The sequence below is a fragment of the Allgaiera indica genome, from assembly GCF_900106675.1.
GTDB lineage: Bacteria > Pseudomonadota > Alphaproteobacteria > Rhodobacterales > Rhodobacteraceae > Acidimangrovimonas > Acidimangrovimonas indica.
In genome coordinates, this window is sequence record NZ_FNOB01000027.1 from 1 (window position 1) to 21,446 (window position 21,446).

At 68.6% G+C, this 21,446-nt stretch carries 24 protein-coding genes, 1 tRNA gene and 1 pseudogene; 2 read left to right on the top strand and 24 right to left on the bottom strand.

Translation table 11 applies throughout. The features are described 5' to 3' along the window. The 12 genes and pseudogenes from BLV97_RS17655 to BLV97_RS17710 all read right to left on the bottom strand — a co-directional run. A pseudogene (locus BLV97_RS17655) lies at positions 1-380 on the bottom strand (IS5 family transposase); the annotation flags it as partial. A 183-nt stretch (positions 381-563) separates the two neighbouring features. Next, a complete protein-coding gene (locus tag BLV97_RS17660) occupies positions 564-1,154 on the bottom strand; it encodes a hypothetical protein (RefSeq protein WP_035839885.1) in 591 nt (196 codons plus the stop codon). A 161-nt stretch (positions 1,155-1,315) separates the two neighbouring features. Beyond that, positions 1,316-1,936 (bottom strand): hypothetical protein, encoded by a 621-nt coding sequence (locus BLV97_RS17665; protein WP_035839888.1) that lies wholly within the window; start codon positions 1,934-1,936, stop codon positions 1,316-1,318. A 472-nt stretch (positions 1,937-2,408) separates the two neighbouring features. Continuing rightward, on the bottom strand, positions 2,409-4,082 hold the full coding sequence (locus BLV97_RS17670) for a DNA primase family protein (RefSeq protein ID WP_035839891.1): 1,674 nt from the start codon (positions 4,080-4,082) through the stop codon (positions 2,409-2,411). 6 nt (positions 4,083-4,088) lie between these two features. After that, complete coding sequence (locus BLV97_RS17675; RefSeq protein WP_342028537.1) at positions 4,089-4,955, bottom strand: DNA cytosine methyltransferase; 867 nt, start codon at positions 4,953-4,955, stop codon at positions 4,089-4,091. 206 nt (positions 4,956-5,161) lie between these two features. Then, a complete protein-coding gene (locus BLV97_RS17680; protein WP_035839894.1) occupies positions 5,162-6,334 on the bottom strand; it encodes a CHC2 zinc finger domain-containing protein in 1,173 nt (390 codons plus the stop codon). Between the two features lie 3 nt (positions 6,335-6,337). Further along, entirely contained in the window at positions 6,338-6,943 is a 606-nt protein-coding gene (locus tag BLV97_RS17685) for an HD domain-containing protein (RefSeq protein WP_051645913.1), read from the bottom strand. Continuing rightward, entirely contained in the window at positions 6,940-7,260 is a 321-nt protein-coding gene (locus BLV97_RS17690) for a hypothetical protein (protein WP_035839897.1), read from the bottom strand. The genes BLV97_RS17685 and BLV97_RS17690 overlap by 4 nt, the downstream gene beginning before the upstream one ends. A gap of 4 nt (positions 7,261-7,264) precedes the next feature. After that, positions 7,265-8,113: a DUF6456 domain-containing protein gene (locus BLV97_RS17695; RefSeq protein WP_035839900.1), complete on the bottom strand. Its 849-nt coding sequence runs from the start codon at positions 8,111-8,113 to the stop codon at positions 7,265-7,267. Between the two features lie 3 nt (positions 8,114-8,116). Continuing rightward, positions 8,117-8,374: a hypothetical protein gene (locus BLV97_RS17700; RefSeq protein ID WP_035839903.1), complete on the bottom strand. Its 258-nt coding sequence runs from the start codon at positions 8,372-8,374 to the stop codon at positions 8,117-8,119. Then, positions 8,371-8,640, bottom strand: a complete 270-nt coding sequence (locus tag BLV97_RS17705; RefSeq protein WP_035839905.1) for a hypothetical protein — start codon at positions 8,638-8,640, stop codon at positions 8,371-8,373. The genes BLV97_RS17700 and BLV97_RS17705 overlap by 4 nt, the downstream gene beginning before the upstream one ends. Next, positions 8,637-10,184 (bottom strand): DNA methyltransferase, encoded by a 1,548-nt coding sequence (locus tag BLV97_RS17710; protein ID WP_051645914.1) that lies wholly within the window; start codon positions 10,182-10,184, stop codon positions 8,637-8,639. The genes BLV97_RS17705 and BLV97_RS17710 overlap by 4 nt, the downstream gene beginning before the upstream one ends. A gap of 278 nt (positions 10,185-10,462) precedes the next feature. On the opposite strand from BLV97_RS17710, the gene BLV97_RS17715 reads away from it, so the two are divergent. Both BLV97_RS17715 and BLV97_RS21275 read left to right on the top strand, forming a co-directional pair. Next, positions 10,463-10,699, top strand: a complete 237-nt coding sequence (locus tag BLV97_RS17715; RefSeq protein WP_035839907.1) for a helix-turn-helix domain-containing protein — start codon at positions 10,463-10,465, stop codon at positions 10,697-10,699. A gap of 43 nt (positions 10,700-10,742) precedes the next feature. Beyond that, positions 10,743-10,898, top strand: coding sequence for a hypothetical protein (locus tag BLV97_RS21275; RefSeq protein WP_160169157.1), 156 nt, complete (start codon positions 10,743-10,745; stop codon positions 10,896-10,898). Here the strand turns inward: BLV97_RS21275 and BLV97_RS17725 are convergent. From BLV97_RS17725 to dsbD, 12 genes are all read right to left on the bottom strand, one after another. Then, positions 10,895-11,257 (bottom strand): thermonuclease family protein, encoded by a 363-nt coding sequence (locus BLV97_RS17725; RefSeq protein ID WP_035839912.1) that lies wholly within the window; start codon positions 11,255-11,257, stop codon positions 10,895-10,897. The two genes, BLV97_RS21275 and BLV97_RS17725, sit on opposite strands and share 4 nt — an antisense overlap. Then, the gene (locus BLV97_RS17730; protein WP_051645915.1) at positions 11,254-12,603 is read right to left on the bottom strand and encodes a DUF6538 domain-containing protein; all 1,350 of its coding nucleotides are present in this window, start codon (positions 12,601-12,603) and stop codon (positions 11,254-11,256) included. The genes BLV97_RS17725 and BLV97_RS17730 overlap by 4 nt, the downstream gene beginning before the upstream one ends. A gap of 5 nt (positions 12,604-12,608) precedes the next feature. Next, complete coding sequence (locus tag BLV97_RS17735; protein WP_035839915.1) at positions 12,609-12,989, bottom strand: hypothetical protein; 381 nt, start codon at positions 12,987-12,989, stop codon at positions 12,609-12,611. 42 nt (positions 12,990-13,031) lie between these two features. Beyond that, a complete protein-coding gene (locus tag BLV97_RS20920; RefSeq protein WP_143037577.1) occupies positions 13,032-13,232 on the bottom strand; it encodes a hypothetical protein in 201 nt (66 codons plus the stop codon). A gap of 135 nt (positions 13,233-13,367) precedes the next feature. Then, positions 13,368-13,442 (bottom strand) — tRNA-Phe (locus BLV97_RS17740). A 474-nt stretch (positions 13,443-13,916) separates the two neighbouring features. Beyond that, the gene (locus BLV97_RS17745; RefSeq protein WP_035839918.1) at positions 13,917-14,690 is read right to left on the bottom strand and encodes an HpcH/HpaI aldolase family protein; all 774 of its coding nucleotides are present in this window, start codon (positions 14,688-14,690) and stop codon (positions 13,917-13,919) included. A 104-nt stretch (positions 14,691-14,794) separates the two neighbouring features. Continuing rightward, positions 14,795-15,445 (bottom strand): 3-oxo-tetronate 4-phosphate decarboxylase, encoded by a 651-nt coding sequence (otnC, locus tag BLV97_RS17750; RefSeq protein ID WP_035839921.1) that lies wholly within the window; start codon positions 15,443-15,445, stop codon positions 14,795-14,797. Then, the gene (gene otnK, locus BLV97_RS17755; protein ID WP_035839923.1) at positions 15,442-16,713 is read right to left on the bottom strand and encodes a 3-oxo-tetronate kinase; all 1,272 of its coding nucleotides are present in this window, start codon (positions 16,711-16,713) and stop codon (positions 15,442-15,444) included. The genes otnC and otnK overlap by 4 nt, the downstream gene beginning before the upstream one ends. Further along, on the bottom strand, positions 16,710-17,675 hold the full coding sequence (gene ltnD / locus BLV97_RS17760) for an L-threonate dehydrogenase (protein ID WP_280138220.1): 966 nt from the start codon (positions 17,673-17,675) through the stop codon (positions 16,710-16,712). The genes otnK and ltnD overlap by 4 nt, the downstream gene beginning before the upstream one ends. A gap of 32 nt (positions 17,676-17,707) precedes the next feature. Further along, positions 17,708-18,331, bottom strand: coding sequence for a DsbA family protein (locus BLV97_RS17765; protein ID WP_143037578.1), 624 nt, complete (start codon positions 18,329-18,331; stop codon positions 17,708-17,710). Positions 18,332-18,381: 50 nt separating this feature from the next. Continuing rightward, on the bottom strand, positions 18,382-19,227 hold the full coding sequence (locus tag BLV97_RS17770) for a TlpA family protein disulfide reductase (protein WP_051645916.1): 846 nt from the start codon (positions 19,225-19,227) through the stop codon (positions 18,382-18,384). Further along, the gene (gene dsbD, locus BLV97_RS17775) at positions 19,224-21,209 is read right to left on the bottom strand and encodes a protein-disulfide reductase DsbD (RefSeq protein WP_035839928.1); all 1,986 of its coding nucleotides are present in this window, start codon (positions 21,207-21,209) and stop codon (positions 19,224-19,226) included. Before dsbD ends, BLV97_RS17770 begins: the two co-directional genes overlap by 4 nt. Between the last annotated feature and the right edge of the window lie 237 nt (positions 21,210-21,446).

The window sequence follows — 21,446 nt, forward strand, 5'->3', positions numbered from 1 at the left end:
CTTGGTGTTCATGCCGCCCTTTGTCCGGCCAATCAGGCGTCCACGCCCCCCTTTTTCACGCCCATGCTGGTCGCTGTTCGGTGTGCCTTCAGGTAAGTGGCGTCGATCATCACAGTCTTCTTTTCGCCATGCTCGGCGGCCAGACCGGCCATCATCCGGGCGAAGATGCCCTTGTCACTCCACCGTTTCCAACGGTTGTACAGCGTCTTGTGCGGCCCATAGGCAGCAGGGGCATCGCGCCACCGTAAACCATTGCGATTGATAAAAATAATTCCACTCAACACGCGCCGATCATCAACGCGGGGTTTGCCGTGTGACTTGGGGAAGAAGGGCTCAAGACGCGCCATCTGCGCATCCGTCAGCCAGAAGAGATCAGACATGTTCACCGCTCGTTTTTCGAACTGTGAATCACGCGGCCAACCGGAAATCAATGGGTCCTGACCCTAGGCGAATGACAACAACAGAAACCCAAACCCGAAGTCGGCGGGCCAGGCGAAAACCCCCACAAAACGCGGCGCGAATTACCCGTGTGCGATAGTGCTATGGAAGGACCCAAAAGCGGGTCAGCGGGCCGAGCGCATCGCCTCGGCGAGGGCGCGCTCGATATGGATCGGAAGGCGGGCGGCGGCGGTCTTGTTCGCCGTCTCGCCGAAGCGCAGGCGCTTGCGATAGCGGGCGCCCGAGGCATAGGCGATCAGCAGGCGAAGCCCGGTCTTGGTGCGTTGGTAGATCCCACCGGCGCCGGGGTGCCCATTGGGGTGTCCCGAGAAGACGTCGGGGCGCGCCATCAGCCTTGAGGCAGTCCTGCGCGGCAGGTTGCCGTATTTGTTCACCCGCTGGCGGACCGGGACCACGATTGCGCGGCCCCGGGGTTTCCTGTTCCCGCCCTCCTCGGCGAAGCGCAGGTATTCGGCCTGTGTCTTCTGGGCGTAGACCGCCCCCGAAAGGCGTCGCTTGCTCGACCGTTTCATGCGGAAGGCTCGCAGGGTGAAGGGTGTAGGATTGCCGAAGGCGCGGCGCAGGCGTTTCTCGGCGTTCTTCTTCACATCACCGAGGGTGCGGTTGATCGCGACCGAGACGGCGAAGGGGATTTGTCGCCGCGCCATGTCCGAAAGGCCGCGCTCAAGGTCGGCGATGTTGTGGCGGATCGGCATGGGCATCCCCTGAAACGGGACCGCCCGGCGAGCGCGTGGGGTGGGGCGCTCAAGCCGGGCGGGGTCTGCGAGGGGCGGGACGCGGGGTCGGCCGGCCACAACTCCTCGACTATGGAAAATCATATACCACGACACGCGCAGGTGTTGCGGGATATGGGAAGCTAACCCGAGGGCGCACGGTAGCCGAGGAAGACCGCAACGATATGTGCGGCGGCGCCGGTGGCGGTCTCGGCCGCGGTCATGGCGCGGCGCGACGGACGCGCCGCGGTCGGGTCGAGGCGGCGGGCGATTTCGGTCCGGGTCGCGCCGTCGATCGCCACCAGGTCGACGAGGCGGCGATACGGCAGGCGGGGGCCGCTGGGGCAGACCGAGGCCGAAAGGCGGTCGAGGGTCTGCGCGACGTCGGAGACCGTGCGGGCGGCGTCGAGGCGGGCGAGGATGGGGCCGGTCGGGGCGCCCGTGCGGCCGCCCGTCGAGGTTGGATCGACGCCGCCCGAGGAGGCGCCGCAGAACTCGACGCAATGGGCATAGTGGGCGAGCGCGGCCTGACAGTCTTCGGGCAGGTCGAGGAACAGGTCCGAGGCGCGGCGCCGCCAGACCGGGACCTTGCGGGTCTGGACCTCGGTCCCGCGCGGGGTGTCGACGATCCCGTCGACCTCCTCGATCGAGGCGGCGACCAGGGCGGGGCGTGCGAGGCGGGCAGTCTTGCGCGGGAAGGCGCGGCCCTCGGTTTCCCAGGGGAACGGGGGCAGATCGGCGGGCTTTCTTTTGCGGCGGGCCATGTCAGGGCGTCCTTTCAGGGGAGGTTGGGGAGGAAGGGGAGGCCGTTTCAGGCATTGCCGCCCTTATTCTTGGTCAATCGGTCTTCTCATGTGCGTTGTTGCTTCCCCTTCCTCCCCTTCTTCCCCTTCACCTTATTTTTAAGGGGGAATGGAAAGGGAAAGTCAGGGGAAGAAGGGGAGGCCAGGGGAGGCATGAGGGCTTTTCTTGCGGCTTGCGCCGCGCCTCGGGGTGCATCCTCGCCGCCGAAAGGCGGCACCTTCTCCGACCCGGCCCCCTTCGGGGGGCGTCCAGGGGCGGCAGGAAACCGGCTTGCGGCCGCTTGGCCGCGCCGCATTCCCCTTTCCTCCCCTCCCCGCGCCCCGGAAAGGGGAACGAGGGGGAGACCTCCCCCTCCCTCCCCGGCGGGGCGCGGGGCGAGAGGGGGAAGCGGCCAGGGGCGGCCTTGAGGGGCGCGGGGCGAAGCGGTCATGGTCAGAACGGGGGATCTTCGGGCTCGGGCGGCGTCGCGGGGGCGCGGGTCCATGCGTGATCGCCGACGACCTCGCGGACCAAAGCCTCGGCGTCTGGCGACCAGGCGAGGCCGCGCCAGCAGGATCGGCCCTGATATTTGGTCGTCTCGAAGCCCTTCTCGATCATGATCGAGCGAACGGTCGCCATCTGATAAAGGGTGTGGCCCTCGGTTTCGCACCAGCGCTCAAGGACGTTGTAAAACTCGGTCACGTTGACCCGGTCGCCGGGGTCGCGGGTCGTCATGTCGTCGAGGAAGACGCCGACCGGGTCGGCCGCCTGCATAAGGTTCGCCTTGAGGGTCGCCATCGCCTCGGGCATGTCGACGCCCCGTCGCATGAACTCGGCGAAGCCGTCGAGAAGCCAATTCAGGATGCCGGCCCCCTCGCGGCGCAATTCGGCCTCGACCTCGCCCTGCGCGCGCTGTTGCTCGGCCGGCAGGGCGCGCAGGTTGACGTCGAAGGGGATGAAGACGAGGCGGCGGCGGGTGCCCTCGTCCTCGTCCTTGATCTTGGGCGTCCGGTTGCAGGAAATGATGGGGATGCCGCGCGGGGTCCAGAAGAAGAAATCCTTATTCAGGCCCCGCGACATGCGCTTGTCGCCGCCGGTGAGCCCCTTGATCTTCTTCGCGCTCAGAATGTCACGCGCGCCGGGTTCAGTGGCGATGTAGGCCCGCGCACCGGGAAGGTTGATCTCCTCGGGGGTAGGGCCGCCGGATGAGGCGTTGCCGGTCTCAAGAAACATTTCGATCTTGCAGGGCGCGGCGTAGCCGTCGGCGGTGCCGAGGACGTGCTGCAAACCGTTCAACAGGGTGGATTTGCCGTTGCCGCCGGGGCCGCGCAGAAGGACGCAAATCTGCGCCCGGTTCTCTCCGAACAGGGAGGCGCCGAGGATGCGCTGCACACAGGCGCGGATATCGGCGTCGGGCAGGATCAGGGCGAGGAAGTCGCGCCACTTTGGGCAGTCGGCCGAGGGATCGAACGGCACCCCGCCGCATTTCGTGGGCAGGAGGGCGCGGTCGGTCGGGGTCAGCCATCCGGCCTTGGATCTGGCGATCTCCTCGGGTTCGGCGGCCTCGGGAGGGGTCCAGGCCGCGACCTTGCGCAGGTCGATTTGCCCGTTGGGCGTGACGAAGGCGAAGGGGTCGTTGTCCAGGTCCTCTACCTCAGCCCGCCTGCGGTGTTCGGCGGATTCGAGGGCCTTCTTGATCTTGTCGAGGTTGCCGCATTTGGTGGCGTGCTTGCGCAGGCCGGCGGCGACGCCTTTGCGAAGAAAGGCGATCGCGTCTTCGGTGTCGCGGAAATACATCGGCGGGCGCTTGCGCTCGGCCTCTTCCATGAAGGTCAGCACGTCCTCGGGGTCGAAGTTCGCCATCCTGATCGCAGCCTCGGACTCGTCGAGGACGATTTCGCGCAGCTTGTGGCCGATCTCTATCGCGGCGAGGCCGCCCGAGCGGAAGGAATAGCGCTTGCCGTCCCAGACCGCCCAGCCCTTGCCGTCGACGAAGACCAGGGCGTCGCCGTGAACGGCAAGGAGGCGCGCCGCGTTGTCGGCGTCGTTCAATTCCAGTTGCAGCCGCTCGGGCATGGTCAGCGCGAGAGGTAGGCGCGGGGCCAGCATGTCGTCGGAGATACCCATTCGGGATCAATCCCTTTCGGTATGAGGGCGCAGCTCGACCGGCAGGCCGAGAAGGCGGCGCAATATCCAGCGCATGACCGGGACCGCCATCGAATTGCCGAGGGCTTTGTATTGCGGGCCGTCAGCGGCGGGCTTGCCCCTGCGCTCGATGGCGCAATGGTCGTCGGCGAAGCCTTGCAGGCGGTGGCATTCGTGCGGGGTGAGGCGGCGGACCGCCAACCCCTCAACGATCAGCGTCTCGCCCTCGTAATCGCCGGACCCCAGCATGTTAGATGCGAGGCAAAAGGAGATATCGCCAGAGTTTGCCTCTATCCGGCCGCGGCGGTTTCCAGCGCCTCGCGCAGAAGCCCCGCGATCCGCTTTCCCCGCGTCTCGGCGCGGCGCAGGATTCCCGTGCAAGCCTTGGCGCTCAAAAAGTATCGACGCGGGATCGGGGCCGTCTCCAAGACTTGCGACAAGAAACACACGCTCGCGTCGTTGGGCCACGCCGAAATATTGAGCGTCGAGAACGCGCCATGCCGCCCGCCCCCGTGGCCCGGCAACCAGACCAGCGCGAGGCCATCCCGCGTCATCTGGCGCCGGAAAGGGATCGTCGCCGCCGACAACTCCCGAAAGGAGGGCGCCGAAGGCGTTGGTCTTGTCGGTGAGAACGCCGGGGACATTTTCCCAAACAGCGGCAAGTCGTCCATCATGTTTCGCATCCTGTATCGCGTGGCAGATCAGGACGAACTTAAGGGTCAGGTTGCCGCGGGGGTCGTCCAGCCCCTTCCGCGCACCCACCAGGCTGAAAGCCTGACAGGGCGTCCCGGCGACCAGAATGTCGGGCAGCGGCAGGCCGTTGCCGGTCCAGGTCTCGGCGGTGATCTCTGACATATCGCCCCAGAGAAGCGGGTCGCCCTGATTGTGATCGGCGGGTTCGGCATAGCCGAAGCGCGCTTTCAGGACCTCGCGCGGGAAGCCTTCGATTTCCGAGGCAAAGCGCCAGTCGATATCGGGACATGCGGCTTCGGGGGCGCCGATCCCGCTGCACAGCGTCGCGCCGGTCGGGAAGGGCGGCAGGGGAAGGTCCTTGAAGTTCATCAGTATTCCCCCATCCGCGCGAGGTCGGCGAAGTCGTCGTCGTGATCCCAGCGCCCGCGCGGGACCGCGATCGAGGCGGTCCCGCCCCAGGCGCGGGCGGCGGCGGTGATCTTGGCGAGCGCGCGCTCGGCATTCAGGCGGGCGGCCTCGGGGCATTTGGTCGAGGGGTCGGCGAGGACGATCACCCGGGACGCCCGCGCAGGGGGAAGCCAACCGGGGCGGTCGGCGGCGAGGTCGGGGCGCGGGGTTGGCAGGGCCTTGCCCGAGCGGGCCGAGGTGCCCGGCGAGGGGGCGGCCGGGTCCTCGGGGCCGCAAAGGGCGCCCAGCGTCAGGGCGGCCTCGGCCGCGACGGGGCGGGCTGGCCAGCGCAGGCGGTGAGCGGTGAGACCGGCGAGCGTGGTCTCGATTCCCTCCCCCACGACCAGCGGCGCGCCAGGCGCCGCCGGGGTAAGGCGGACCGGCTGGCCGAAAATCCCGCCCGTGAGGCCGAGCATCTGCTTCGGGACCTTCGCGCCGTCCGGGGTGCGGGCGCGGGCGGGGCCGTCGATCCAGGTCCGGTGGATTCCGACCAACTTCCCGCGACCGATCGCGGCAACCATCGCGGGGCCGATCCAGACCGGGCGGCCCTGATCGCCATAGGCCGTAAGGCGCGGGTGAAGGCGCAGGGTTGGCGGGACGCCCCCGATCGCGTCCAGCCTCACGCCCCGGCCGGTCAGGTATTCGGCCAGGCGGGGGGCGTCAGGGGAGGCCTCGGCCCAGAGGCGGCGGGCGCGGGCGTGGGCCTTGCGGGCGGCTTCTTCTGCCTCGGCCTCGGCCGCCGCCTGCTTTTTGGCGCGGGCGGCGCGGGTCGCGGCCTGTGCGGCGGGGTCGAGGACGCGGTCGATCTGAGCGCCGTCGGCCAGGCGGCGGACCGCCTCGGCAAAGCCGACCCCGTCATGCTGCATGACGAAGTCGATAACCGACCCCTTCGCATTGCATCCGAAGCAGTAGAATTGACCCGAGGCCCCGGCCTTTTCGGTGACGTGAAAGGACGACGTCTTCTCGGCATGGAAGGGACAGGGCGCCCACCAGTCCCCGCGCCGGGCCATGGATTTGCGCATGTCCCAATCGAGGACACGGCCCGCGACCTCGACCAGGGAAACGCGCTCTTTGACGTCGTCCGAAAGCGCCATCGGTCAGGCCAGCCCCAGCGAATAGGCCACCTTGAGGAAGGCGGTGTTGGGGTTGTCTTGGCGGCCGAAGCCATCGGGGCGCGCGTCCCGCATTCCCGGCCAGCCGGGCGCGTCGGACAGGAGGGCCGCCTTTTCGGAGGCGGCGGCGTAGCCATCGGCCGCCTTGATGATCGGGTGCGAAGTGATCCCGCGCGGCAGGCCGAAGCGGTCCTCGATCGCCCGGGCTAGAATGTCGTGCAGGCCGCAATATCCCGGGCAAAGGGATTTGAGCGGCGCCGGCAGGTCGCAAAGAATGTATTCGGGGGCGTCGTGCAGGAGGGCCGCGGCCTGCAACATCAGGCCCCGGACCGGCGAGCAGTCGTGGCGATCGTCCAGATCGGCACGAACCATCTGCCAGACCGCGACCGAATGCTCGGCGACCGAGTAGTCCCGAACCGGCAGGCCATGCCAGCGCGGCTGGGCGGCGAGGCTGCGCGCGATCGCCTCAAGGTCGATCAGCGCCGGGTCCGGGGCGTGGAAATCGAAAAAGCCTGTTCCGATCCAGACCGCGGACTCGGTCCAGCCCAGAGGGGCCTCGGCGAAGGGGGCGGGGGGCGCGTTCGGGATCATATCAGGGTTCCTTGTGCGGGGGTGGGGGTGGTGTGAGGCGGCGGCGAGGGGGCAGGCGGTTCGCCGATGATTTCGGCGACCCTGTCGCGGACCTCGGGCGGGTAGCAGGTCGCGGACCAGGGGAAGGGCTGGCAGGCGAAGGTCGCGATCCGCGCGATCGCCTGCGCGAGGCAATCCGGCGCGCCGCAATGGCGAAAGCGCCCCACGGTGCGGACCTTCACCGGCATGGAAGACGGCAGGCCGGGCCAGCGCAGCCCGAAGGCCGCGTGAGGGGCGCCGCAGACCATGCAGCGCGCAAGGGGATCGCCCGCCGCCATCGGTTCAGGCCGCGAAGCCGCGGGCGGCGGCGAGGTCGAGGGCGATTGCGCAGACCAGCTTGGCCGAGCGGGCGGGCCATTCGAGCGCCTTCTCTGCCTCCTGAAACCCGAGCCCGTCGAGTGTGAGGGTTCTCAAGATCGCGGTCAGATCGGGGCCGAGCCCAAGGCTATTGAGGGTGCCGCGGAAGCTTTCGGGGTCGATTTCCGCCGCCTCGGCCATCGCGCGCGCAATCCGAAGGTGCCCGGCGTTGATGGGAGACGCCGAGCGGCGCGCCGCGGTCTCGACGGTCGCGACAAGGGGAAGCGGCGCGGAGTAGCGAACCCGGGGCGCGGGGTTCTCCTCGGGGTCGGGGATGGGGGCGTGGGCCTCGGTCTCGACGTAGCGAAGGCAGGCGACGCGGCCGATTTTCGAATGGATCTCGGCCTTGCCGGAAAGAAGCATCCCCAGGACGGCGGGCCGGCCGAGGCTTCCCATGACCACGTCGCCGGCCATGATCGCGGCGCGTTCCATGTCGGCGCCGATCAGGATCAAGGCCCGTTTGCGGCTGCGGCGGGGGGTAGAAGCCATTTTGCGGGCGGCGGCGTCGACCTCCTCGGCCGAGGTGCCCAGGTGGCGCAGCAGGTCGGCGAGGCTGTAGCGGGTGCCGGGGTCGCGGGTCTGGGCGGCGTCGGCCGCGATCGCTTCGAGGATGTAGGCCCAGATCGGGCAGTCAATCATGTCCTCGACCCGGCGCACCCGGCGCGAAATCGTCGAGGGATCGACCCCCATGTCGCGGGCGACCCCCCGGATCGTTTCGCCGTGCAGGGTGTGGCGCAGGTAGGGAGAAATGAAATCGGGCGTCAGGGCGGGCATGGGTCAGCCTCCGTTGATGATGGAAAGGACGACGCGCAGCCGGGCGCGGGCGGCCGGTTGGTTGGCGCGGGCGCCTGCAAGGTCGATCCCGTGAAGGTGGAAGAGGACCGCGAGGTCGCGGGCGGCGCGCAGGGCGGTGCGCTGGGCGGCGGCGGATGAAATGGGCGGCGCGTAGTGCAGCGCCGGCGGATCGCGCAGAAGGTCCGTAAGTTTCGTCGGGTGGCCGCGCCAGGTGGCGGGCGTTGCGGTGCGGGGCGTCATTGCCCGGCCTCCCATTGCGCGCGCTTGTCGGCGGCGATCGAGGCGAGGAGGTCGGCGAGGGCCTGAACATGATCGGCCCAGCGGATCACCGGGCGGCCCGCGCGGCGGGCGGCGTCAAGTTCGGCCTCGACCCGAAGCGCGGTTTCAAGTGGGCGGGTACGAGCCCCGCCATTGGCGAACAGGATCGCGGCGGCGGTCAAAAGCAAGCGCGGCCGAGGGGGCGGGGTGCGGGTGTGGTCGGCCGGGGGGATCGCGGCGGGGATCATTGGTCACTTCCTCCAAAGAGCGAGAATTGAGCGGGCGCCTCCTCGGGCGTCAGGGCGTCGCGGGCGGCCGCGGCCTCGGCGAGGTGGGCCGGATCGAACTCGGGAAGGCGGGCGCGGATATGCGCGGCATAGTCGGGATCACGCTCGATCAAGGCGCAGCGGCGCCCCTCGGTCGCGGCGGCCCAGGCGGTCGCCCCCGATCCGCCGAACGGATCGAGGATCAGCCCACCGCGGGCTGAGACCAGGCGGATAAGCCAGCGCATCAGCGCTTGCGGCTTTACCGTCGGGTGCTTCGATCCGGCGCGGTCGGCGGCGTCGGCCTTGGCGCAGTAGAAGAAGCGGCCCAGCGACCCGTCGCTATCGACCGGGAAGCGCGCGCGGACCTCGGCCGAGCCGTCATGCGTGACATTCGCGGGCCAGCGGTCGGCGGGAGGGATGCGGGCGGCGTCGATATTCAAGCCGCCCGTGCCGGTGGCGAGGGACTGGCGGGCGATCGAGGCTTCGCGCAGGGGTTTGCGGGCGAGGATGATTGGCTCGAAGGCGGGCTTTAGGGCGGTCCCCCATCCTTCCCAGGCGGCGGCCTCGCGGGTGGCGCGGGTGATCTCGCGCGTCCGTTCGCCGCCTTTGAACATGCCCGAGTCGACGTGGTCGGCCCATGCCCCAGCGTCGGTGCGGGAATAGGTCTCGGAGCCCACGACCTCGCGACGATCCCAAGCCTCGCCGGGGGTGCCCTTGCGGGCGTTCAGCCGGGCGACGAGGTCGGCGATCTCGGCGGGCGGGTGCGTGCCCAGCACCTCGGCCAGCCGCGCCCATTGCTCGGGTTTCGGGACCGCCGCCTGCGCGCCGCGGGTGGTCCAGTGTCCGGCCATTCCGTTCGTGCCGAAGGCTGCGTCGATCGCGGCGTTTGTCAGCCCGGCGGCGTCGCGGGCGCCGGCGACCCAGCCGGTCACCTCGACGATCTCGGCGTGATCGTCGCGCAGTTTGTCGATACCGGCGGCGACGTCGTGGGATTTCGGAAAGCCCGAACCGTAGAGCCACGCCAGCAGCGGCGAGGACGACGCGGCAAGCGCTCGGTGCAGGGCCTTGGATTGGTCGGGCGAGAGGCTATCGAGGAAACCCGCCCATTGCGGCCCCGTGTCGTAGAGGTCGAGGATCGAGTCGCGCACCTCCCAGCCCGCCGCCTCGATTGCGGCGGCCATCCGGTGATAGGTGCGGGAATGATTGAAGGCGACCAGGTAGCCGCCGGGTTTGGTGACGCGCAGGAGGGCGGCCCAGGTCTCGGGGCGAAAGGCAATGTCGCCGCCGTCCCATTCCTTGCCCATGAACCCGCGCGAGGCCCGGCGGAAAAGGCCGTCAGTCCCCGGCCCTGCCTCGGTGGACGTGTCGGCGCCGAAGCGCTTGACGATCGAGGTCAGGTGATAGGGCGGGTCGGTGACGATCGCGTCGGCGTGATCCGGCGCGAGGTTCGCCAGGACCGAGAGGCAATCGCCCTCATGCAGGGCAATGGCAGAGGCGTGTGGTTGGTTCTCTCGATCCCGCATCATCCCGACTCCCGGTCAACATTCGCCCCACCGTTGTTGGGGAAAATGTTGCGGGATTGGAGATTGAAACCGTCCCGGTTTCGCGGGAAAAACGGTCAAAATGTTGCCTAATATCTAGGTTGCGGCAGAATGACGCCCCAAAACCGGAAAAAAATCGTCAACAGAAACTACATTTTCCGGTTGGTTGGATTTTTTGTATGTTGCGGGATTATCGCCTTCTGGTAGTGTCGGATTCGTGGGTTACGACAGTGTGAAGGGCGCTACATGATGAGGATGGCGCGTTGCTTAGTAAGTTCGAGGAATGCGGAGGCGAAGCCGCCGCAACAGTTCAGGTTTGCCTTGAGGGGCGCCCTCTGTCCGACGTTATCAAGGAAGTCGAAGCGGCCTATCTCGGCCATGTCCTGACCAAGGCGGACGGGAACAAGACGAAGGCGGCCGAACTCGCCGGGGTGGCGACCGACACTTTCCGCAAGAAGCTGTCCCTCTATCGCATCCGGGCCGTGTTCCGTGTCTGTTGATCGGGGTCAACTTCGCTGCGCGCTTGCGGTAGCCGCAGCGCTTGTGGACTCCTACGGCGACGACTATCTCCCGGCCTTCCTGCGGATCGAGGCCGAGTTGCAGAAACTCGCCGACGCGGAAAGTGCCCGGGACCGGGCGCGCCAGATTGCGGCGCGTGCCGGTCGGGCGACCAGGGTCGTCCATCAGATCCAGTTCTAGTGGCACCAATCGCGGCGGGCGCCATCCCAGGCGCGCGCGAGACCTTCCGAAACCAGGACCTCGCCCGCAGTGTGACCGTCCGCAAGCCGAAGATGGATCAGGGGGCGATTCCAGCCATCGCGGCGCCCCGTGAACTCAATTCGGGCGCCGGGCAGGAGTTGCGCCAGGCGCGCCTTCGCGCGGGCGGCAAGAAGCGCTTCTGACAGGCAATGCGCCCGCCCTCTGGACTCGGGGGCGTCGATCGAGGCGAGCCGCATCCGGCCTTGCGGTGCGGTCTTGATCGTGTCGCCGTCGACGACCTGGGGCGCAGGATCGGCGGCGAGGGCGAGGAGGTAGAGGAGGGCGGCGGCCGGGGTCATTCGCTCGGCGCGGGCGCCGCGGCGGGCGCGGGATAGGCGATCTTTTCCAGCGCCTCGCGGCGGCCCACCAGCGCGCCGCCGTCGCCGTAGCGCGGGCGGGCGTATTTGTGGCCCAGAATGTCCGCCCTGATGCGATCGTCGGCGCCCGAGCGTTGCAGCGCATCCTCGACCGAGTGGCGCAGCGAATAAGGGGTGTGCTGCGGCGTTTCCTGTAACTCATGGACGCGCAGATGTTTCGTGACCGCCGCCGACCAACTGTTCGACTTGTGGGCGTAGCGGGCAATTCCGCCGCGCGCGGCGATCCGCTTCGCGGCGGCCAGCGATACGCCGAGAAGCGGGACGTCCCGGGCGGTGTGCGCAACCTTCAACTCGCGTCCGTTCGGTGCGACGCGGAAGAAGGGAATTGGCGCGTCGACCTCGAAGTCCGAGCGCGGGGCGTCGGTGATTTCCGAGGGCCGCAGGCCGGTGTTTATCATCATAAGGAAGACGTCGCGGGCCTCGTCGTTCAGGGCGTCCAGGGCGCCGGGGGCGAGGAGGTGGGTCTTTATCCACTCGGGGCTGAAGGCGGGCTTGCGGTTTTCCTTGCCCCGCGTCAGGCGCAGGTTGCGGAAGGGGTTCTCGATCCTGACCCCGGTCAGCTTCGCCCACTCGCCGACGATCGTCGAGAGGATGCCGATATGCTTGTTCGCTGCGCCCGGTGTGACCTCGCCCGCCTCGACCCGCGCCGCCCACCACGAGCGATAGGCCAGCACGTCCGCGCGGGTGATGGAAGACAGCGGCGGGTCCTTCTCGCAGCGCCCGGCCTCGATCAGGACGCGATTGAAGGTGTCGACGGCGAAGCAACGCAGGGATTCCCAGCGCTTCGCCTGCGCCTCCGATTTCTCGCGGCGGTCAACGGAGGTCAGGCCGCGATATTCCTCGAATATCTCGGTCAGGGTCGGGGAGGATTCGGGGACTGTCCCCATGATCGCCGAGGCAATCTCGGATGGGACCAGCGTCGCGCCTTTCTGTGTTGCCAGGATGCGGCGGACGAGGTCGTGCAGATCGCCGGTGGCGATCTCATCCATCGGCCTATAGGTGAAGCCGCGGGTCTCGGCGATCTTGCGGGCGTTCATGTAGTGGCGATGGGCCGAGATTTCGTCGCCGGCGACCAGCGCCTCCCATTGAGCCATGGTCGCGGCCTCGACCTGCTTCGCCTTCGCAAGCGCCTCATTGCGGCTATCCGTGAACAGCGCCTTTCGGACCTGACTGACGGGTTTCCCATCTTTGCCGACGACGACGCCCTCAAATCTCTTGGGCACGCGCAGGACGAAGTAATACCGGCCGCGATCTCGGGTGATGCCCATTCAACCTACCTCTTGGCGCAGGGACCGGAGAGTGCCCGTGCCCCCTTGGGGTTGATTGTGAGCCGGCAGGAATAACCAGGGGCGGCCGACTCGACGTCGGCAGCTACCGCCACAATGTTGCGGGCCGCACCGTTGACGGCGCGGGCGGCTGGGCCGACCTCGGCGGGGCTGTAGAAATACGCGGTGGTAAGGCGACCGGACGTCCAGGGGGAGCGCCCGAGGATTGCAGCCGCGTCCGCATCCGTTGGGGCGGTGTAAATCAGGAGGCGGTTGGAGGACCGGGTCTTGAGGTAGACGACGCGCTTGGATTGCCCATTGGACGCGATAAGGGCGACGGCGGTGATCGACGCCGCGGCGAGAAAGATCACAACTAAGCGCTTTCGCATCTAACCACACCTTCGCTTGCTCGCCCGGCAGCGGGGACGAGGTCAGAACAACCAGCGGCAGAAACTCGCAACCAACGCCCATAGGGGAGAGAATATGAAAAAAGTAAACAGAATGTAACCAACGACAGCCGGGGCGGCAGTATCGAGAATCGGACGGCGTCGCAGATGGGGGGCGCGGTTGATGTTGGCGACGGGCGGCGCGGCAGTATGCAGGGCGGCGCGGTGCGCCTCGATCGACAACATGGGAGCCCCAGAACAAAACCGAGTGTTGCGGGAAATGTTGCGGGACTCTGGGCTTTGTGTCAACGCAAAAAGGCCCGTGAAACAAGGAGTTTCCTTAATTCACGGGCCTTTATAGCGTATGAGGTGGGGATTTTGTGGTGCCCGGGGGCGGAATCGAACCACCGACACGAGGATTTTCAATCCACTGCTCTACCCCTGAGCTACCCGGGCTCCATCCGCTCTGGTGGCGGTTGACGCGAATCCTTGAGGTAACGGCGAAGCGCCAAAGATCCGCAGCGGGGCCGACACGGAAGCCACGCCGACACCGCCGCGCTTATCGCTTTCTTCGCAAGACGTGTCAAGCATCGCCGAGCAAAACTTTCCGAAGTATTACAAATGGTTGAGAGAATTGTATTTCTCACCGGAAGACAAAGCGCCGGCCATCCATGCCACGGCCTCGGTCATTGCGGTCAGAGCGCGTTTTCGTGGTTGGCTTGTCGTCCAGTATCGCGCGAATCAGCTCGCCAACCCGCCGGGGCCGGATCTTCACGTCTTTCGGTGCGACCCAAGCCTTGGGCACCCGCGTCCGTCGCTTGGGTCTCGGCGTCACTGCGCCCCGTGACCGTCTCCGTGACCAACTCTCCATCGGCCAGTCAGTGCGCGGCCCAGTACCATGACCTAGCCCATTGGAAGGCGCAGGGGGGCTTAGCCCCGCAGATGTGCAAGTGTGGCCAGGCGGGCCTTTGCGGTGCGTTGCAGCATCATGATGTCGATGTCGATCGCGGTGAAAGTCGATCCAGCGGCGACCACCTCCGCCAGTGCTTCGTCATCGACTGAAAGGAACCCCGCCGGCTTGCCGGCGCGGCAGATGCGCATGATTGCGTCAGTGATCGCCGTGCGCACCTGCGGGTGACGCTGGTCGCCGGAATGGCCTAGGCACGCGGCCAGGTCGGCGGGGCCGATGAACAGCGCGTCGATCCCCGGGACCGCGGCGATTTCCTCGAGATTGTCCAGCGCGGTACGGGTCTCGATCTGCACGATCAGGCAGATCTCGGCGCGCGCGCGGGTCATGTAATCGGGCACCGTGCCGAAGCGGCTGGCGCGCGTGATGCCGGCGACGCCGCGGATGCCCTCGGGCGGATAGGCGACCGCGGCGGCGGCGGCGCGGGCCTCGTCCGCGTTTTGCACATAGGGCACCAGGATGTTCTGCGCGCCGATGTCCAGCAGGCGCTTGATCTCGGCCGCGTTCAGGCAGCTGGGGCGTACCACCGGGGCGCAGTCATAGGGCGCCATCGCCTGCAGAAGCGAAAGGATCCGGTCCAGATCATTGGGTGCGTGTTCACAATCGAGCGTGATCCAGTCGAAGCCGCAACCCGCCAGCATCTCGATCGCCGCCGGGTCGCGAATCGCGCTCCAGGTGCCTAGCTGCTGGCGGCCCTCGGCGAGGGCCTGCTTGAAACGGTTCTTCGGCAATTCCATCGGTGGTTCCTTGGTTGCGGGGCGCGCCCGCTGCGCGCCAAATGGTATACCAGACGATGGGCGCGCGGGCTGGCGCTGTCAACTCCACGCGGCGCGTGGCGCGTTCAGTCCTCCCAAGGGATGTCGAATTTGTCGACCACGGCGCGGATCTGGGCGGCCTCCAGCATCCGGGCGCCCTGGCCGCGGGTCAGCAGCGCAAGCCTGGCGGTGGCTTCGAGTTCCTCTATCGCGTTGCAGGCCGCTTCCACGTCGCGGCCGGCGACCACCGGGCCGTGGTTGGCCAGCATCACCGCGCAGCGCTCGCCGGCGAGGCCGCGCACTGCGTCGGCCATGCCCGGGTCGCCGGGCAGGAAGAAGGGTAGCAGCTTTACCCGGCCCAGCAGCATGATCGCATAGGGGGTCAGGGGTGGCAGGAAATCCTCTGAGTCGGCCTCGGGCATCATCGACCAGGCGACGGCGTGGCACGAATGCAGATGCACCACGGCGCCGGTGGTGCCTCGGGTTTCGTAGAAGGCCGAATGAAGCGGCATTTCCTTCGTCGGCCTGTCGCCACCGATATGTCTGCCTTTCGCGTCGAACCGCGCCAGCCGTGCCGGATCCAGCCGGCCAAAGGCACTGCCCGTCGGCGTGACCAGAAGCCCGCCATCCGACGTGCGGGCCGAGATGTTGCCGGTAGAGCCATGCGTCAGCCCCCGGTCGAACAGCGAACGTGCCAGGGTACAGATCGTCTCGGCCAGGCGGGTGTCGTCGCTCATGAAACCTCCAGCATCGAAAGGGCGTGGGCGAAGAAATCCTGTTGCCCGAAATTCCCCGACTTCAGCGCCAAGGCGACCGCCACCCCGCCCGAGTGGGCATAACACCAGGGCACGCCCGGGGCGATCTCGGCCCCGATGTCAAGCCGGCTGACCCCCAGCGCACTGGTCACCGCGCCCGCGGTCTCGCCGCCGGCGACGACGAAGCGGCGCGCGCCCCGGTCGCGGGCGGCCACGGCCAGGGTGGCCAGCGCCGCCTCGACCACCGCGCCGGCGCGTTCGATGCCCAGCCTGTCCTGCGCGGCACGCACCGCCTCGGGCTCGGCCGTGGCATAGATCAGCGGCGCGGCGGACAGATCCTGGGTGGAAAGCCAGCCCAGCGCGGCGCCCACGCCTTCCAGGGCCAGCTTCACCGGATCGAGCCGCAGGGCAGGGCGGCCGCTGGCCTCGTAGGCCGCTACCTGTGCCCGCGTCATGGCCGAACAGCTTCCCGACAGCACCACCGCGCCAGGACCAGGCGCGGGCGGCGCTGCGGCCCCCGCGCCCGCCTTCGGCCGCCCCGTGGCCGCGTAAAGCCCGGCCAGTGGCATGGCCAGCGCCGAGCCGCCGGTGATCAGCGGCAAGTCCTGGCAGGCGCGGGCGATCACCTGCAAATCGGCGTCGGCCACCGCATCGACGATCACATGGGCGATGCCTTCGCCGGCCAGCCGATCCAGTTCCGCCCGCAGCGCTTCGGGGCCTCGCGCCACCGTCAGCCGGTCGGCCAGCCCGACCTTGCTGCGCACCTGCGGCGCGAGCAGGCGCATCAGGTTCGAATCGCGCATCGGCGTCAGCGGATGATCCTTCATCGGGCTTTCCGCCAGCGGCTGGCGGCCGACGAAGAGATTTCCCATGAAGACCGCCCGCCCGTTTTCGGGGAAGGCCGGGCAATAGATCGTCTGCGCCGCGCCCAGTTCCGTCATCAGCGCCTCGGCCACCGGGCCGATATTGCCGCGCGGCGTGGAATCGAAGGTAGAGCAGTATTTCCAGAAGAACCGCCGCGCCCCGGCCGCGCGCAGCCAGCCCAGCGCCGCGCGCGCCGACGCGACCGCCTGATCGGCAGGGAGGGTGCGGATTTTCAGCGCGATCACCTCGAAGGGGGCGGGGTCGGGATCGGGTGCGTCGGGCACGCCGATGCGCAGCGTCACGCGCGCACCGCTGCGCGCCAACAGGCCGGCCAGGTCGGTTGCCCCGGTGAAATCGTCGGCGATCGCGCCCAGAAGCGGGGTCATGCGTCTTCTCCCGGCAAGGCCAGGCCGGCGGCGCGGGCGTAGACCTTGACCACCGCCGCGTCGTCCTCGGCGCCCAGGCCCTGGGCCGCGGCGTCCTGAAACCGCGCCAGGGCGGCCTCGGTGATCGGGGCGGGGAAGCCGGCGGCCCTGGCGATATCCAGCACGATGCCCAGATCCTTGGGCCAGATGTCGATGCTGCTGCGCGGCGTGTAATCGCCCGCGATCACATGCGGGGCGCGGTTTTCCAGCATCCAGCTGGTGCCCGCGCTTTTCGAGATCACCGCAAGGAAGGTTTCGGGCGCGACGCCCTGCGTCAGGCCGAAGGTCAGTGCCTCGGCCATGGCGGCGATATGGATGCCGGCAAGCATCTGGTTCACCGCCTTCATCGCCGACCCGGCGCCCGCCGCCTCGCCCAACCGGAACACCGAGGCCGCGATCGCCTTCAGCACCGGCTCGGCGGCGTCGAAGGCCGCCCCGGGGCCCGAGGCCATGATCGTCAGCTCCCCCGCCGCGGCCTTCACCGCCCCGCCCGAGATCGGCGCGTCGAGGTAGTGCAAGCCCAGATCGGCGCAGCGGCGCGCCATGTCGCGCGCGAAATCCGGCGGCACGGTCGCGCAAGACAGCACCACCGTCCCCTTCGGCAGATGCGGCGCAATGCCCTCGGGGCCGAACAGGATAGCTTCGGTCTGGGCCGCGTTCAGCACCACGCTGACCAGCGCGTCCAGCCTGGCCGCGGCCTGGCGCGGGGTTTCCGCCTCGGCGCCCTCGTCGCGCAGCCGCACCACCTGCGCCGGATTCAGATCATGCCCCCAGACCCGATGCCCCGCGCGCAAGAGGGATCGCGCGATCCCCAACCCCATCGAGCCGAGCCCGATAACCCCGATCTTCTGCGCAGCCATTGCCCCCCCCTTTTCCGCAAGCGGATTCGGAAAAGTGGTATACCGGACCGGGGGCGCTGTCACCTTCGGGCCCGGGGGGCGGGCCCGGGATGGCCTCAGGCCCGGGCCTTGGCCACGGCCTTGGTCAGCGCGTCGTCGTCCATCAGGCCGGAATAGATCACATGGCCGATGACGAAGGCCGGCGTGCCGCGCAGCCCAAGGGCTGTGGCCTGACCGGAAGTGCGGGCCAGCAACCCGTCCCAGCGGGTCTTTTCCGCATTGTAGGCGGCCTTGGCCTTGGCCAAGTCGACGCCCGCATCGGTCAGCAGCTTGTCGATCTCGTCGTCGGTCAGGCGCCCGGGGGTGTCCATCAATGCCTCAAGCCCCTTGCGGTAGCCGCCGAAGGTCGAGGCCCCCAACACCAGCTGGCTGGCGTAAAGCGAGGGCGGCCCGAAGATCGGCCAATCCTTCATCACCAGCCGGATCTTGCCGTCGCGCTTGACGAAGCTTTCGACGATCGGGTGGTCCTTCTTGCAGAAGGGGCATTGGTAATCGAAGAACTCGGCGATGGTGATGTCGCCGTCGGGATTGCCCAGGACCGGCTGGTCGGGATCCCGGAAGATCGCGTCTGCGGTCAAGGTCTCGGCCCGGCTGCGGGTGGGAAGCACCAGAAGGGCGCCGGCGCCAAGGCCGGTCGTGGTCAGAAAGCTGCGGCGGTTGATCATGGTCGGTTCCTTCATCTTGGTTTCATCCTTGGGTCCCGGCGAAGGGGCGGCGGCGCCCCCGGGGCTCAGTCGTTGTTGGCTGCGGTTTCCAGGATCCTGATCTGGCGCAGTGTCTCGGCGCGAGAGATTTCCCCGATCGAGCCCTGAACAAGGGTGCCGTCGGCGCGGAAGAACAGCGTCGCGGGCAGGCCGAGGCTGAGGTATCGCACCATCAGGCTACGCCGGGGGTCCAGCCTGACATCGGCGCCCGAAAGATGTTCCTGCGTCAGGAACCGCTGGATGGTGGCGGGGCTTTCGCCCTGGTTGACGAAGCGGAACTCGACGCCGGGGGTCTGCGCCGCGATCTGCTGCAGCATCGGCATCTCGCGCCGGCAGGGGCCGCACCAGCTGGCCCACAGGTTCACGACCACTGGTCGTCCCGGCGGATCGGCCAGCGGCGCGCTGTGGCCGTCGAGCGCGGCGAAGGGACCGGGGGCAAGGGTGGTGGCGGTGACCGGCTGCGGCGCGCTCAGGACCAGCATCGTGGCGCCCGAGGCCAACCCCGCGACGGCTGCCGAGACCGCCAGCGGCAGCAGCGCGCGCGGACGTAGGAAGGCGGCGGCGGCGATGGTCAGGATTGCGGCCGTCAGCCCGGTCTGGGTGGAAAACCCGCCCTGCCAAAGCTTGACGATGTCGGCCGGGGCGGCCGCGAAGGCGGGCCAGTTCGCCACGACATAGCCGGCCCTGGCGCCCAGGATCCAGCCCAGCACCACAAGCGTCGGCCAGCGCCCGAACCCATCGGCCCCGCCGGTGCCCCGGCGGCGGCGCCACCAGCCGATGCCCTCGATCGCCAGCAGGAAGGCCGCAAGCGCGATCAGCGCGGCCAGCCGCCCGCCAGCCAGCACAAAGGGGCCAAGCGATATGCCCGTCATCGCGCCGTCTTGTTCAGCGAGGCGATAAGCTGCGCGGCTCCGAACTCGCCCACCAGCCGGGTGCCGGGCACCTCCTTGTGGCCCGCGTCAAGGAACACATATGTGGGCGGGCCGACCGCGCCCAGCTGGTTCAGCAGGGCTTGGTCGTCAGGGCCGAAGCGGGTCACGTCGACCTTGATCGAGGTCACTTGCCGCAGGGCCGCCTGCACGGCGGGCTGAGGCAGCACCTTGTGCTCGATCTCTTGGCAGGAAGTACACCAATCGGCGGTCACATAAACCAGTGCCGGTCCCTTCACCCGCGCCAGCGCCTGGCGCAACTCGTCCGGGGAAGAGACGCTTGGCTCCACCATGCGGGCGGCCGCCTCGGTGCTTGCCGACGCGGCCCCCGGGGCAGTGGCCGCGCCCGCCGCGGATCCTGTGCCCACCAGCCGCGCCAGGGGCTGCCAGCCGTCCGCCGATCCCGAGGCCGCGCCGATCCCCTGCAGCGCCCCCAGCAGCAGCACGACCAGGCCTGCGGCGGTGCTTAGCTTGCGGGCGGGCCCCGAGCGCGGCGGCAACCGGTCCAGCGCGCCCAGAAAGACCCCGGCGACGATCAGCAGAACCGCCCAAAGCGCCAGCACGGTCGGGCCCGGCAGCACGCGCCCGGCGATCCAGATCGCCATTCCGAGGAAGACGAAGCCGAAGACCTCGCGTATCCGCGTCATCCACGGCCCCAGCCGCGGCAAAATCGCCGACCCGAAAATCCCGACCGCCATCAGCGGCACCCCCTGGCCAAGCCCCAGCGCAAACAGCGCCGCCGCTCCGAACGCCGCATCGCCGGTCTGCGCGATGTACAGCAGCGCCCCGGCCAGTGGTGCGGTCACGCAGGGTCCGATGACCAACGCCGAGGTCAGCCCCAGCCCGAAGGCGCCCGGCAGCGTGCCGCGGCCGCGCGCCGGGCCTGACAGGCGCCGCGCGATCGCATCGGGCATGCGCAGCTCGAACAGGCCGAAGGCGCCTAGCGCCAGCAGCACGAAAAGCGCGGCGACGGACCAGATCACCGCAGGCGTCTGCAGCGCGACCTGAAGGTTGCTTCCAGACCAGGCGGCGACCAGCCCAAGCGCCGCGAAGGCCAGCGCAACGGCCAGAACATAGGCGCCGGTCAATGCCGCGCCGCGCCCTGGGGTCAGCTTGGTTCCGCGCGCCGCAAGCATGCCCATCACCACCGGCACCATCGGCAACACGCAGGGCGTGAAGGCCAGCAATATGCCGAAGCCGAAGAAGGCGAGGATCACCAAGGTGGCGCCGCCCCGCGCCATCAGGCCGGTCACAAGGCCGCTCTGAGAGTCGAGCGTCAGAGCCGGCGCCGGCGCCGCCGGCGCGGTGGCCGGGATCGCCGCCGCGCCAGAGGCGCCGGGCGTCGCGGTCTGCGTGGCCGCCGCCGCGGGCGTCTGCGCCCCTGTCTGGCCCGCCGTCTGGCCGGTCGTCTGCCCGCCCGGCTGGCCCGTCCCCTGGGCCGCCGTCTGTCCTGTCAACGGCCCGGGCGGGGTATCCTGCGCGAAGCCGGCCATTGCCGGGATCGTGCGGGACTGGGGCGGGTAGCACACGCCCGCTTCTTCGCAGCCCTGCCAGGTCAGGATCACCGCGCCACCTTGTGACAACACCCTGGCGGTGACCGGCTTGCGCCAGATCTCGACGCGGCCGAAATTGGGATCGTCGTCGATCACCCCGGGCGGGCTTTCCACTTGCAAAGGTGTGCCCGAGGCAGTCGTCGCCTTCAGCCGGTCGCGGTAAAGGTGATAGCCCTTGGCGACGCCGAGATGGACCTTCAGGCTGCCGTCGGGTTCGCGCTGCGTGGTCACCGCGAAGGCCTCGCCGGGCAGCAATGGCCGGGCGCTGCCGCTGCTGAGGAAATTGATCGGCGATTGGGCGGCAAGCGGCGTGGCCAGAAGCAGCCAAAGCAGCGCAAGTCGTGCAAGACGGAGAAAATGGTGGTGCGTCATGACCGATCCTTTCGCCTGCCAAGCTTAAGCCAATCTTAACGCCCGGTCGCCTCATCGGGCGCTGCGCGCCGCTCTGCCGGCGTAACGGCAGAGCGTTTTGACCGTTACGCCGGAAGGCGGCCCAGATGGGATACGCGCGGACCGACTTGTCATGCACGCCAGCGCATGCGGAGGTAGAGGGAAGACGGTGCGATATCTCTCGATGCGGGCGCAAGCGGCGATGCCGGGTGCCGTCTC